Below are 13,379 nucleotides of genomic sequence, written 5' to 3' on the forward strand. Positions count from 1 at the left end.
TCAGGCTAGACGGGCAGACATTTCACGCGCTTCCTGTCGCTGGGTTTCGTTTCCTTCACTCAGAACCTCATCAAGGATATCCCGGGCACCCTCGGTGTCGCCCATATCGATATAGGCGCGGGCCAGATCCAGCTTGGTGGCGATCTCGTCTGCGTCCGCCAGGAAGTCGAAGTCCTCGCCTTCCACCAACTCGCCCAGCGAATGCGCCACCGGTTGCACTGCGCCACCCGGCTCGCCCACTCCCGCAGCCAACTGCTCGAGTTCGATGTCCAACTCGTCCAACTGAGTCATGAGGCCCGATGCCACCTCCCCCTTCAGCCCATTCTCGGCCAACGGCAGCTCGAGCTTCGGAGCAGACAGATCCGCATCGCTGGAGAAATTGCCACCCGCAGCCAGATCGAAACTGTCAAACAGGCCTTCTTCCAACAGCGTATCGTCCGAGGCAATGGTCTCGGACGGTGCAGCGGCAGGCGCCTCGTGGAACTCCAAGTCAAGGCCGAGGCAATCCTTGTCCTCGACAGGGTCCAGCCCGACCGGCATCTCCAGATCCAAGGCAAGCCCCTTCAGATCGTCCTCCAGACCGAAAGTGGCAGTCTCCTCGGGCAGTTCCAAGTCGAAGGAGAAATCCTCGGCCAAAGGCTCTGCCGAGGACAGAGCCGGCTTCAACGCCTCATCCAGCGTCAAATCATCCAGATTCAGGGAGGCATCAACTTGGCCGGCACCCTGCAGATCTCTCTCCAGCTCGGCCTCCAGATCGTCCAGACTCAGGCTGATATCAGCGGCAAAGACCGGAGGGGTCGGCTCGGGCTCTTGCATCAGCGCGGACGGGGTTTCCTCTTCCTCGAGAGCCTCCAATCCGGCAGCCAGGACAGTACCTGTTAGAGCGGCAGTCGCGAAGCCCGCCATGGCCGGGTACTTCATCTTCAGGTGATCGACCTGGGGCTGCGCACCAGCGGTTTCGCGCAATGCCTTCTCCTCGCGGGCAAAACCCTCTCGGTCGCCAAGCTCGGCATGGACCTCCATCAGCTTGAGGCGCAGGTCGCTGCGCTTGGGCTCGACGCTGCAGCCAGCGTGCAGCAATTCGGCAGCCGTGCCGAGGCGGCCGCGGGCAATATGCTCGTCCGCCTCGTCCAGTACATCACGCACCTGTCCGGCCCCAGGCGCCACGTCCAGCAGGGTGGGCTCGATGGCTGCCCGCGACAAGCCGGTGTCCAGCCGCGCATCGACCATTGCCACCTCGTCTTCGTCATCCACGACAAGATCGGCCTTCTTCGCGGCACGCCGACGGGCAGCCAGCAAGCCAAGCAGCAAGGCTGCCGCAGCACCGCCACCCAGCGACGGGAGCAGCAGCGGATTGTCCAGAATAGAGTCGACCAGTCCGACCGGCTCCTCCGCCGCCACAGCGGGGCGCACGGGCTTCGGCGCCACTGGCTTGACCGGTGCCGGCTGGGGTTGAGGCTGTGGCTGAGCTGCCTGCACTGGCACGCCGGCAACCGGCTCGGCTGCCGGCAGCGCGGGAGCCTCCACAACGGCTGCCGGCTGGACAGGCGTGCCCGGGGCGGCCGGGGCAACCTCGGGCTGGGCGACGGGTGCCGCTGGAACGGAGGCCTCCACGCCCGGAGCTGCAGCCGCCACCGACACGGGAGCAGGAGCAGCACTCTCGGCCTCGGGCTGGGCGGCTGCCACAGGCTGCGGCGCCATAGCCGGGGCAGGCTCGCTCGGCTGCACCGATACGCTGGCAGCCGGCTCGGCAGCGGCCCCGGCAGGTTGACCCGGCTGCGCCAGATCCGCCTGCAGCTTGGCCAACTGTTCATCCTTCAGCGTGATCAGGCGCTGCAACTTGTCCAGCTGGCTCTGCAAATCCTCCATGCGGCTCTTCAGCTCGGCGTTCTCACGCTGGGTCGCATCGAGATTTTCCTTGGCCAGCACCAACTTGTCGGCGGAAGCCTGACCACTCCCCCCCTTGTCGCTGCCAGCGACAGCCTTGCCGCTGTCGGCTGCAACCAGGCGCAGGCTGTCGCCAGTCTCCACACGCGCCGGTGCGGCATCGGCCTTGGTGCGATGGGTCGCATCCAGCTGCCGAGCAGAGGCGATGGCCGGCCGGGCACGACGCTCACGCCAAGCGGCGTTTTGCGCGGCGACCTCGGTCATTGCCTGGCTTTCCGAACGACGACGGATCTGCTGCTCGTCGGGCAGCCGCAGCACCTGACCACTGACCAGACGGTTGATGTTGCCATCGAGGAAGGCTTGCGGATTCAGGTCCTGAATCGCCAGCATGGTCTGATGGACCGTGCCCGAGGTCCGCACACGCTCGGCGACTTTCCACAGCGTATCGTTGGTACTGGTCTTGTATTCCTTGCCGGCCGGCACGCTGGCGGCCGCCGGGCGGGGGTGAGTGGGGCGAGGTGTCGCCGCCGGCGGTACTGGGGCGGCAGCCGGAGCACGCGAGACGGCACCGGCCTGCTGCTCGGTCAGCGGCTTTTGCGCGGCGGACATGGCTGTCTGCGACGAATACAGCGGCGGATCGAGCAACAGCGTGTACTCACGCAACAGCCGGCCATTGGGCCAGAGAACTTCCACGAGGAAGTTCAGATACGGCTCACGCACCGGCTTGGTGGAGGTCACCCGGATGACACTTTTGCCATTGGGCTTGATTATCGGAGTGAACTTCAGGTCGCTCAGAAAATATTGGCGGTCGACGCCCGCCTTATTGAACTCTTCGGGAGAGGCAAGAGCCGGGACGAGCTCTTCGGAACCAATATCGCGCGCCTCCAGCAGTTCGATTTCAGCAACCAGCGGCTGATTCAGCGCGGAACGCAGGGTCACCTCTCCAAGGCCCAACGCATGGGCTACGCCCGAAGACAGCGCCGAGGCCGCTGCGATTGCCAGTGCCAGTTTGCGAACCCGAACCATAACGCATCCCTTGAGTGATTTCCCGAGCAGAGAAAGGAGCCTGATACTTGATACCCGCGCACTTTGATTGTGCCCGACAGCACGCCGACCACGTCAGTTGTGCCACGCAGGAATAGGTCTTCGAATTCTGGCCAGTATCTTTTAGAGACCTTGTTTTATCAATAACTCGGCCAGTTGCACGGCATTAAGTGCGGAGCCTTTCCGCACGTTATCTGACGCAATCCACAAATTGAGTTCACGTGCATCATCCATCCCACCCCGCAGTCGCCCGACATAGGCAACATCCTGTCCGAGCGCATCGCCGACCACCGTCGGACAATCGTCCGGCTCGATCAGTTCAACGCCCGGCGCCTGCTCCAGGACAGCCTGGACGGCCGGTAGATCGATCGCCTGCACAGCCTGCACGGCAAGGCTCAGGCTGTCACCGAAGAATACCGGCGCCATCACGCAGCTGGCGGCGACCTTCAGTTCGGGCAGCGCCAGCACCTGTCGCAACTCTTCGGCCAGACGCCTTTCCAGCCTGGCATGTCTGGCCGCATCGATCGCACCGACCCGCCCCAGCAGATTGAAGGCGATCTGCCGGTCGAACAGGCGCGGCTCGACTGGGCGCCCATTGAGCAGCTCGCTGGTCTGTCTGGCCAGTTCCGCCACCCCTTCGCGCCCCAGGCTGGACACCGGCAGACAGGCCGTCACGCTCAAACGCTGCCAGTGCATGAGCGGACGCAAGGGAGCCAGCACCAGCGCCAGGGCGATCGCCGGAGATGCCGGACTGGTCAGCTGGAAAGGTGCGGCGAGCTCTTGCAGCACCTGGGAATTGACCTCTGCCACCACCCGCGGCGCCTGCTGCAGCGGCAAGCCGCCGCTCAGGTCGATCAGCGCACAGCCGGCAGCCCGGGCCTGCGGCGCATACTGGCAGGTCACGGCCTCGCTGGCTGCGAAGAAGACCAGGCGCACCTGGGCGAAATCGAATGCCTCGACCGTCCTGACCCGCAGGTTCCGGCCCCTGAAGGATACCGACTTGCCAGCGGAGGCCGCACTGGCCAGCAGGTGCAGTTGGCCGATCGGGAAGTCGCGCTCCTCGAGAATTTCGACGAGTGCTGTGCCGACGGTACCGGTGGCACCGACTACGGCGATATCGATGGGTGAACTCATAAGGGGACTCTCCTGGAACGGAAGCGCACTCTAGGGTCTGTTGACGTTTTGGCGTTAGCCGCGTTGCCGCGTCAAATGCCGCCAAGCAAGGCGCGGGGCGCCGGCAATGGTCATTCCCTTGCCAAGACCCGCAACGCCGCATGGCGGCATTTGCCGCGCAACCCGAAGGGACGGGGCCCATTTGGCGCAGCACGGCGTCTCTCCTCGTTCATTTGGAATGACCAAACTTCTCTCCTCGTTCCTTGTTCTGCGCCAAACGGGCCGCCGTCGCGGCCTACGCCAAAACGTCAACAGACACCTAGGCGTAGATCAAGAGCGAGAAGCAGGCAGACGGCGACTCACCGCAAACGGGAGCCATAACGAAAAGCGCCGCGGCATTGCCGCGGCGCTTTTCGACTGCCGTGAAGACCGGAAAACCGTCAACGCTCCAGCAGGATGCGCAGCATGCGCCGCAACGGCTCGGCCGCGCCCCACAGCAACTGATCGCCGACAGTGAAGGCACCGAGGTACTGCGAGCCCATGTTGAGCTTGCGCAGACGTCCGACCGGAACCGTCAGGGTACCGGTGACGGCCGCCGGACTCAGCTCCTGCATGCTGGCATCGCGATGGTTGGGCACCAGCTTCACCCAGGGGTTGTGCTGGCTGATCAGCCCCTCGATGTCGACCAGCGGCACGTCCTTGTTCAGCTTGATGGTCAGCGCCTGGCTGTGGCAGCGCATGGCGCCGACGCGAACACAGATGCCGTCGACCGGAATCGGATTCTTGATGCGCCCGAGGATCTTGTTGGTCTCGGCCTGGCCCTTCCACTCCTCGCGGCTCTGCCCGTTGGGCAGCTCCTTGTCGATGTAGGGGATCAGGCTGCCAGCCAGCGGCACGCCGAAATGATCCACCGGGAATTCGGCACTGCGCTGGGTTTCGGCGACCTTGCGGTCGATCTCGAGAATCGCGCTGGCCGGATCGGCCAGTTCGGCGGCCACCGCCGCGTTGATCGTGCCCATCTGGCGGATCAGCTCGCGCATGTTCTGCGCGCCGGCGCCGGAGGCGGCCTGGTAGGTCATGGCACTCATCCACTCGACCAGGCCGGTCTCGTAGAGACCGCCCAGGGCCATCAGCATCAGGCTGACGGTGCAGTTGCCGCCGATGTAGTTCTTGATGCCGGCATCCAGCGACTGGTCGATCACCCGGCGGTTGACCGGGTCCAGCACGATGACCGCATCGTCCGCCATGCGCAGGCTGGAAGCCGCGTCGATCCAGTAGCCCTGCCAGCCGGCCTCGCGCAGCTTGGGGAAGACTTCGCTGGTGTAGTCGCCGCCCTGGCAGGTGATGATCGCATCGAGGGTCTTCAGATCCTCGATGCTGTAGGCATCCTTCAGCGGCGCGATTTCCTTGCCGATCGCCGGCCCTTGGCCGCCCACGCTGGAGGTGGTGAAGAACACCGGCTCGATCAGGTCGAAGTCCCGCTCTTCCAGCATCCGCTGCATGAGCACGGAACCGACCATGCCGCGCCAACCGATCAGACCTACACGTTTCATTGCAACTGCACCTGTATAAAAGTGGCCCGCATAAAGGCGAGCCGAAAGCTTACAACTTGGCGAGCGCGGCGACTACCGCATCGCCCATATCGACCGTGCCGACTTTCCGGCAGCCTTCCGACCAGATGTCGCCGGTACGCAGCCCCTGGTCCAGCACGTTGCTGACTGCCTGCTCGATGGCGTTGGCCGCCTCGACCTGGCCGAAGCTGTAGCGCAGCAGCATCGACACCGAGAGGATGGTGGCCAGCGGGTTGGCGATGCCCTTGCCGGCGATGTCCGGCGCAGAGCCGTGGCAGGGCTCGTACATGCCCTTGTTGTTGGCGTCCAGCGAAGCCGACGGCAGCATGCCGATCGAGCCGGTGAGCATGGAAGCCTCGTCGGAGAGGATGTCGCCGAACATGTTGTCGGTGACGATCACGTCGAACTGCTTGGGCGCACGGACCAGCTGCATGGCGGCGTTGTCGACGTACATGTGACTCAGCTCGACGTCCGGGTAGTCCCTGGCGACCTCCTCGACCACCGAGCGCCACAGCTGACTGGAGGCCAGCACGTTGGCCTTGTCCACCGAGCACAGCTTCCTGTTGCGCACGCGGGCCATGTCGAAGCCGACCTTGGCGATGCGGCGGATCTCGCTCTCGCTGTACGGCAGGGTGTCGTAGGCCATGCGCTCGCCATTGTCGAGCACCTTGCTCTCGCGCGGCTGGCCGAAGTAGATGCCGCCGGTCAGTTCGCGAACGATGAGGATGTCCAGACCAGCCACGACTTCCGGCTTCAGGCTGGAAGCAGCAGCCAGCTGCGGGTAGAGCAGCGCCGGGCGCAGGTTGCCGAACAGGCCCAGTTGCGAGCGGATCTTCAGCAGGCCGCGCTCCGGACGGATGGCCGGGTCGATGGTGTCCCACTTCGGACCACCGACGGCGCCGAGCAGGATGGCGTCGGCCTTGCGGGCGCGCTCCAGGGTCTCGTCGGCCAGCGGCACACCGTACTTGTCGACAGCGGCGCCGCCCAGTTCGTCGTAGCTCAGCGCAAAGCCCAGCTGGTACTTCTCGTTGGCCAGCTCCAGCACCTTGACCGCCTCGGCGACGATTTCCGGACCGATACCGTCGCCCGGAAGAACTAGAATCTGCTTGCTCATTGCATTTCCTCTATACCGTAGGGTGGATAACGGCCCATGGCCTTATCCACCGGAATCCATGGTGGAAAACGCTGCGCGGTTTTCCACCTTACTCCCGCTTACTTGATCGCGCCGAACAGCCAGGGGCTGCTCTGCTGGTGCTTGGCCTCGAATGCCTTGATCGCGTCGGCGTCCTGCAGGGTCAGGCCGATGTCGTCCAGGCCGTTGAGCAGGCAATGCTTGCGGAACGGATCGATGTCGAAGCCGAGCACCTTGCCGTCCGGACGAGTCACGGTCTGCGCGGCCAGGTCGACGGTCAGCCGGTAGCCTTCGCCGGCCTCGCACTGCTTGAACAGCTCATCCACTTCCACTTCCGGCAGGATGATCGGCAAGAGGCCGTTCTTGAAGCTGTTGTTGAAGAAGATGTCGGCGAAGCTCGGCGCGATGACCGTGCGGAAGCCGTACTCCTCCAGCGCCCAGGGCGCGTGCTCGCGGCTCGATCCGCAGCCGAAGTTCTCGCGGGCGAGCAGCACGCTGGCACCCTGGTAGCGCGGCAGGTTCAGCACGAAGTCCTTGTTCAGCGGACGGCCCGAGCAGTCCTGGCCCGGCTGGCCGACGTCCAGGTAGCGCCACTCGTCGAACAGGTTGGGACCGAAGCCGCTGCGCTTGATCGACTTGAGGAACTGCTTGGGAATGATCTGATCGGTATCGACGTTGGCGCGATCGAGGGGAGCGACCAGGCCGGTGTGTTGGGTAAAGGCTTTCATCTCATCGCTCCTCAGTTCAGCAGCTCGCGCACATCGACGAAGTGACCGGCGACCGCGGCGGCGGCGGCCATGGCCGGACTGACCAGGTGGGTACGCCCGCCGGCGCCCTGGCGGCCCTCGAAGTTGCGGTTGGAAGTCGAGGCGCAGTGCTCGCCGCTCTCCAGGCGATCCGGGTTCATCGCCAGGCACATGGAGCAGCCCGGCTCGCGCCACTCGAAGCCGGCCTCGATGAAGACCTTGTCCAGCCCCTCCTGCTCCGCCTGCTCCTTGACCAGGCCGGAGCCCGGCACCACCAGCGCCTGCTTGACGCTTGCGGCGACCTTGCGCCCCTTGGCCACCTCGGCGGCGGCGCGCAGGTCCTCGATCCGCGAGTTGGTGCAGGAACCGATGAACACGCGATCGACCTTGATCTCGCCGATCGGCTGGTTGGCCGAGAGGCCCATGTACTTCAGCGCGCGGACGATGGAATCGCGCTTGACCGGATCGGCCTCGAGGGCCGGGTCCGGCACGCGCTCGTCGACCGGCAGGACCATCTCCGGCGAGGTGCCCCAGGTGACCTGCGGCTTGATCTCTTCGGCCTTCAGTTCGACCACGGTGTCGAACCGGGCGTCAGCATCGGATACCAGAGCCTTCCACTGCGCGACCGCCTTGTCCCAGTCGGCGCCCTGCGGCGCATAGGGGCGGCCCTTGACGTAGTCGATGGTCTTGTTGTCCACCGCCACCATGCCGACCCGGGCGCCGGCCTCGATGGCCATGTTGCAGAGGGTCATGCGGCCCTCCATCGACAGTTCGCGAATGGCGCTGCCGGCGAACTCCAGGGCATGGGCGGTGCCGCCGGCGGTGCCGATCTTGCCGATCACCGCCAGCACGATGTCCTTGGCACTGACGCCGGAGGACAGCTTGCCTTCGACCAGCACCTGCATGTTCTTCATTTTCTTGGCCACCAGGCACTGGGTGGCGAGTACATGCTCGACCTCGGAGGTGCCGATGCCGTGGGCCAGCGCGCCGAAGGCGCCGTGGGTGGAGGTGTGCGAGTCGCCGCAGACCACGGTCATGCCCGGCAGGGTGGCACCCTGCTCCGGGCCGACCACGTGGACGATGCCTTGGCGCGGGTCGTTCATCTTGAACTCGACGATGCCAAACTCGTCGCAGTTCTCGTCCAGGGTCTGCACCTGGATGCGCGAGGTCTCGTCGGCGATGGCGGCAACCCCCGACTGGCGATCCTGGGTGGTCGGCACGTTGTGGTCGGGGGTGGCGATGTTGGCGTCCACGCGCCACGGCTTGCGCCCGGCCAGGCGCAGCCCCTCGAAGGCCTGCGGCGAGGTCACTTCGTGGAGAATCTGCCGGTCGATGTAGATCAGCGACGAACCATCGTCGCGCCGCTTCACCTCGTGCATGTCCCAGAGCTTGTCGTAGAGCGTTTTGCCGGCCATCGGACTTTCCTCATCAGTGTCCCTGCAGGGGGCAACCCGCCCCATGCGCGATGGTGGGATGCTAGGGACTTGCAGGGAATAACTCAAATTCATATTTTTTATCTGCAGCATTCCAACAAGGAATGCCAAGAGCAATGCGTCAAGCCACCCTCGCCCGCCCAGGAGCCGTTCCGGATGGACCTCGCCAATCTCAACGCCTTCATCGCCATCGCCGAAACCGGCAGCTTCTCCGAAGCCGGCGAACGCCTGCACCTGACCCAGCCAGCAGTGAGCAAGCGCATCGCCGCACTCGAGCAGCAACTCCAGGTGCGTCTGTTCGACCGCCTGGGCCGCGAGGTGCGGCTGACCGAAGCCGGACGGGCACTGCTGCCGCGCGCCTACCGGATCCTCAGCGTGCTGGAAGACACCCGGCGGGCGCTGAACAACCTCAACGGCGACGTCAGCGGCCGGCTGACCCTGGCGACCAGTCACCATATCGGCCTGCACCGCCTGCCGCCGCTGCTGCGCGCCTTCACCCGCGCCCATCCGCAGGTGGCGCTGGACATCCGCTTTCTCGATTCGGAAGTGGCCTACGAGGAGATTCTCCACGGCCGCGCCGAACTGGCGGTGATCACCCTGGCCCCGGAAACGGCGGCGCCGGTGCGGGCGGTGAAAGTCTGGGACGATCCGCTGGACTTCGTCGCCGCCCCGGAACATCCGCTGGCACGTAACGCCCAAGTGAGCCTGGCCGATGTAGCCCGGCATCCGGCGGTGTTTCCCGGCGGCAACACCTTCACTCACCACATCGTCCGGCGTCTGTTCGAAGGCGAGGGGCTGACGCCGAGCATCGCCATGAGCACCAACTACCTGGAGACGATCAAGATGATGGTGTCCATCGGCCTCGCCTGGAGCGTGCTGCCGCGCACCATGCTGGACGATCAGGTGAAACCCCTGACGCTGCCAGGCATCCGCCTGTCGCGCCAGCTCGGCTACATCCTGCACACCGAGCGGACCCTGTCCAACGCGGCGCGGGCCTTCATGGCGATGCTCGACGGTGCGCGCGAGACGCCTCCTTCCTGAACAACGAAAAGGGGCGCCGATGGCGCCCCTTTCCCAGTCGCTGAATCGATCAGCTCTCCAGCGCCGGCCGCTCGCTGGCGATCGGAATGCGCTTGGGCTTGGCCTCTTCCGGCACGACACGGACCAGCTCGATGCTCAGCAGGCCGTTGCGCAGCTGGGCGCCCTTGACCTCGATATGGTCGACCAGGCGGAACGACAGCTTGAAAGCGCGCTGGGCGATGCCCTGGTGCAGGTAGGTGACCTCCTTGGCTTCGCTCTCGCGCCTGCCGCCGCTGACGGTCAACACGCCGCGCTCGACCTGCAGTTCCAGATCGGACTCCTGCAAACCGGCCGCGGCGATCACGATGCGGTACTGGTCGTCGCCGTGCTTCTCGATGTTGTAGGGCGGATAGGAACTACCGGCCTCGTTGCGCAGGGCGGACTCGAACAGGTCGTTGAAGCGGTCGAAACCAATGGATTGGCGGAACAGAGGGGCCATGGAAAGAGCAGTCATCGTTCGTCTCCCGATTAATCAGCGAGTGTTGCGTGGCGGGACCCGACTTCGGCATCCCACAGTCATCCAGATGGAGTTCGCCAGGGGAATTTCAAGAGACCAAAACGCTTTTTTCAGAGCTTGCCCTGCAGGCCAACGCCAGTCGGGCACAGGAAGGCCCCCACAGGATTTCACCGCTATTTCCCCAATGAGATTGTAGGAGCAGGCCCTCGAGCGCCCCAGCCTTGCCGTATGCACGGTCCGGCCATACTGGGTGTTTCGGGGCAGAGACCCGCCCGGCAAGGAGTTACCCGCAATGAAATGCCGAACTCACCGCCAGGACTCGAAATGGCTGCGTCGAATCCTCTGGCTCGTGATGATCTGGGCCGCCGGCGTGTCCTGCCTGGGCGTGCTCGCCTACGGGCTGCGCCTGATCATGCGGGCCGCGGGCATGACTATGTAGAGAGCACCGGGCAAGACTCCAGCACAGGAGAAAGATCGCTGTGCAGATCCACGCCCAGCAGAGCGTCCAGGCGGACGCAATCGCTCTCCCGGCGCAGTTCGGCGAACAGCGCGGCTGCCTCCGGATAGCTGCGGGTCAGCATCCCCAGCCACTGCTTGAGCCGGCCCGGGGCATAGCGCGGCGCGATCCGCTGTCGGGCGCGCCGCCAGAACTCGCTGACCAGCGGCTGCACGTCCCGCCACTCCAGCGGCTCGGGCGTGCGCCCGGCGCGCGCCGCAGCGATCTGCCGGGCCAGGTCGGGACGCGAAACCAGTCCGCGGCCGAGCATGATGTCCTCAACCCCGCTGATCTGCCGGCAGCGCCGCCAGTCCTCCAGCGTCCAGATCTCGCCGTTGGCATAGACCGGCACGGCGACCGCCTCCTGCACCCGCGCCACCCACTCCCAGTGGGCCGGCGGCCGGTAGCCCTCGACCTTGGTCCGCGCATGCACCACCAGTTGCGCGACGCCGCCCTCGACCAGGGCACGGGCGCACTCCAGGGCGCCCTCGGGACGGGTGTAGCCCAGGCGCATCTTGGCGGTCACCGGCAACTGCGCCGGCACGGCCCGGCGCACCTCGCGGACGATGGCGTGCAGCAGCTCCGGCTCGTCGAGCAGCACCGCACCGCCGCGCGAGCGGTTCACCGTCTTCGCCGGGCAGCCGAAGTTGAGGTCGATCACCGGCGCACCCAGTTCGGCGGCCAGCGCCGCGTTCTCGGCCAGGCACGTCGGATCGGAACCGAGCAACTGCAGATGCACCGGCGTGCCGGCCCGGGTCTGCCAGCCGCGGCGCATCTCCGGGGCCAGCTTCTCGAACTGGGCGAGCGGCAGCAGCCGGTCGCAAACCCGGACGAATTCGGTCACGCACCAGTCGATGCCGCCGACGCGGGTCAGCAAGTCGCGAAGCAGTTCGTCGACCAATCCCTCCATGGGGGCCAGGGCGATTTGCATGGGAGAGGTTTCCGGCAAGGTTCAGGCAGGGTACAGGGGTGAGAAAGCTAGACGTCGATCAGGGCCCGGCCGTAACGCTCCACGAAGGTTTCCGGCATCCGCCGGGGCCGGCCGCTGGAGAGTTCGATACAGGCGAAGGTGGTCTGTGCAGTCAGCAGGGTGGCACCGTCGGCCGGCCGCAGCAGCTGGAACCGACGGGTCATTGTCAGTCCGCGGGACGACTCGACGATCCAGGTCCCCATCTGCAGACGCTCGCCCAGGCGGGCACTGGCCAGATAGTCGATCTCGTGACGCAGTACCGCCATTGCCCGGTCCAGACGCCGGTACTCGTCCAGCCCCAGGCCCAGGCTCTGCGAGTGGTGCCAGGCGCAGTCCTCCAGCCAGCCGACGTAGACCACGTTGTTGACGTGACCCAGACCGTCGATGTGCGCCGGCTGCACGTCGATGTCGATGACGAAAGGGGCGGGCCACTGCCAGCTCAAGAATGCTGCTCCAGGCTGGCCGCCTGCTCGCAGGCCTCGCGGGCCAGCTGGGTGATCTGGTCCCAGGCGCGGGCGCGGACCAGGCTGGCGGGCGCGACCCAGGTGCCGCCCACGCAGGCGACGTTGGGCAGGCCGAGGAAGCTCAGCAGGTTGTCCGGGGTCACCCCGCCGGTGGGACAGAAGCGAATGCCGCTGAACGGCTCCTTGAAACTTTTCAGCATCTTCACGCTGGTGGTGCCGTTGGCCGGGAACAGCTTCAGCGAGCGGTAGCCGAACTCCAGGGCCTGCAGGACTTCCGAGGGCGTCATCACGCCCGGCAGGTAGGGCAGCCGGCAGTCGTCCGCCGCCGCTGCCAGGCGCTGGGTGCAGCCGGGGCTGACGACGAACTGCGCACCGGCATCGCGGGCCTCGAGGAACTGCTCGCTGTGGATCAGAGTGCCGGCGCCGACCAGCAGGTCCGGCAGCGCCTGACGGATCGCCGCCAACGCATCCAGGGCGCGCGGGGTACGCAGCGTCACCTCCAGCACCTGGATGCCGCCGGCGTGCAGCGCCCGCGCCAGGTCCACCGCCAGCGCGACGTCCTCGATCACCAGCACCGGGAGCACGGGGCGCGCACGCTGCAGCACCGCATCCATCGTCATGGGCATGTTCTCTCTCCAGCTGGGGCGTCACTAATAACGCTGTCGTTCGGATTCGATCAGGGTACGGATGAGGGCGAATTCCTGCTCCGCCTGCGCCAGCAGTGCCGGCACGGGGGCCAGGTCACCGGCGCGGCCCAGCTCTTCGAGCTGGCTGCACAGCTCGGCCAGCAGTGGCGCCCCCATGTTGCCGCAACTGCCCTTGAAGCTGTGCGCGGCCCGCCGCAGAGCCTCGGCATCCCGGGCGTCATGGGCCAGGCCCAGGGCGTTCAGGCGCGCTTCGGAGTCGCTCAGAAAGGTATCCAGCAGGACCGGATACTCGTCCTCCATGACTTCCTGCAGCAACGCCTGGACGCTAGGGTCGAGATG

The 13,379-nt window shown here is 65.8% G+C and carries 13 protein-coding genes; 2 read left to right on the plus strand and 11 right to left on the minus strand.

The annotated features are described in order from the left end of the window. From ACG10_RS13895 to leuC, 6 genes are all read right to left on the minus strand, one after another. On the minus strand, window positions 1–2,913 hold the full coding sequence (locus ACG10_RS13895) for a FimV/HubP family polar landmark protein (protein WP_089168666.1): 2,913 nt from the start codon (window positions 2,911–2,913) through the stop codon (window positions 1–3). A gap of 141 nt (window positions 2,914–3,054) precedes the next feature. Then, window positions 3,055–4,065, minus strand: a complete 1,011-nt coding sequence (locus ACG10_RS13900) for an aspartate-semialdehyde dehydrogenase (RefSeq protein WP_089168667.1) — start codon at window positions 4,063–4,065, stop codon at window positions 3,055–3,057. A gap of 419 nt (window positions 4,066–4,484) precedes the next feature. Then, the gene (asd, locus tag ACG10_RS13905) at window positions 4,485–5,597 is read right to left on the minus strand and encodes an aspartate-semialdehyde dehydrogenase (RefSeq protein WP_089168668.1); all 1,113 of its coding nucleotides are present in this window, start codon (window positions 5,595–5,597) and stop codon (window positions 4,485–4,487) included. A gap of 49 nt (window positions 5,598–5,646) precedes the next feature. Next, the gene (gene leuB / locus ACG10_RS13910; RefSeq protein WP_089168669.1) at window positions 5,647–6,729 is read right to left on the minus strand and encodes a 3-isopropylmalate dehydrogenase; all 1,083 of its coding nucleotides are present in this window, start codon (window positions 6,727–6,729) and stop codon (window positions 5,647–5,649) included. Between the two features lie 98 nt (window positions 6,730–6,827). Beyond that, window positions 6,828–7,475 carry a 3-isopropylmalate dehydratase small subunit gene (gene leuD, locus ACG10_RS13915; protein ID WP_039803094.1) on the minus strand — a complete coding sequence of 216 codons (648 nt, stop codon included), beginning with the start codon at window positions 7,473–7,475 and terminating at the stop codon, window positions 6,828–6,830. 11 nt (window positions 7,476–7,486) lie between these two features. Then, a complete protein-coding gene (leuC, locus tag ACG10_RS13920) occupies window positions 7,487–8,908 on the minus strand; it encodes a 3-isopropylmalate dehydratase large subunit (RefSeq protein ID WP_089168670.1) in 1,422 nt (473 codons plus the stop codon). Window positions 8,909–9,082: 174 nt separating this feature from the next. On the opposite strand from leuC, the gene ACG10_RS13925 reads away from it, so the two are divergent. Beyond that, window positions 9,083–9,967, plus strand: a complete 885-nt coding sequence (locus tag ACG10_RS13925; RefSeq protein ID WP_089168671.1) for a LysR family transcriptional regulator — start codon at window positions 9,083–9,085, stop codon at window positions 9,965–9,967. Between the two features lie 49 nt (window positions 9,968–10,016). On the opposite strand, the gene ACG10_RS13930 is transcribed toward ACG10_RS13925, so the two are convergent. After that, complete coding sequence (locus tag ACG10_RS13930; RefSeq protein ID WP_039803087.1) at window positions 10,017–10,460, minus strand: Hsp20 family protein; 444 nt, start codon at window positions 10,458–10,460, stop codon at window positions 10,017–10,019. A gap of 295 nt (window positions 10,461–10,755) precedes the next feature. On the opposite strand from ACG10_RS13930, the gene ACG10_RS13935 reads away from it, so the two are divergent. Beyond that, entirely contained in the window at window positions 10,756–10,902 is a 147-nt protein-coding gene (locus ACG10_RS13935) for a DUF2474 domain-containing protein (RefSeq protein ID WP_082045379.1), read from the plus strand. Here the strand turns inward: ACG10_RS13935 and ACG10_RS13940 are convergent. Genes ACG10_RS13940 through ACG10_RS13955 form a run of 4 tightly spaced genes read right to left on the minus strand, consistent with a single transcriptional unit; the run spans window position 10,895 to window position 13,340 of the window. Beyond that, a complete protein-coding gene (locus ACG10_RS13940; protein ID WP_089168672.1) occupies window positions 10,895–11,890 on the minus strand; it encodes a tRNA dihydrouridine synthase in 996 nt (331 codons plus the stop codon). The genes ACG10_RS13935 and ACG10_RS13940 overlap by 8 nt on opposite strands. A gap of 47 nt (window positions 11,891–11,937) precedes the next feature. Then, window positions 11,938–12,372 carry an acyl-CoA thioesterase gene (locus ACG10_RS13945; RefSeq protein ID WP_165493887.1) on the minus strand — a complete coding sequence of 145 codons (435 nt, stop codon included), beginning with the start codon at window positions 12,370–12,372 and terminating at the stop codon, window positions 11,938–11,940. Next, a complete protein-coding gene (locus ACG10_RS13950) occupies window positions 12,369–13,019 on the minus strand; it encodes a bifunctional 4-hydroxy-2-oxoglutarate aldolase/2-dehydro-3-deoxy-phosphogluconate aldolase (protein ID WP_089168673.1) in 651 nt (216 codons plus the stop codon). The genes ACG10_RS13945 and ACG10_RS13950 overlap by 4 nt, the downstream gene beginning before the upstream one ends. A 24-nt stretch (window positions 13,020–13,043) precedes the next feature. Then, window positions 13,044–13,340: an Hpt domain-containing protein gene (locus tag ACG10_RS13955; protein ID WP_198319085.1), complete on the minus strand. Its 297-nt coding sequence runs from the start codon at window positions 13,338–13,340 to the stop codon at window positions 13,044–13,046. Window positions 13,341–13,379 lie beyond the last annotated feature (39 nt).

The sequence above is a fragment of the Azotobacter chroococcum genome (assembly GCF_002220155.1).
Classification (GTDB): Bacteria; Pseudomonadota; Gammaproteobacteria; order Pseudomonadales; family Pseudomonadaceae; genus Azotobacter; species Azotobacter chroococcum.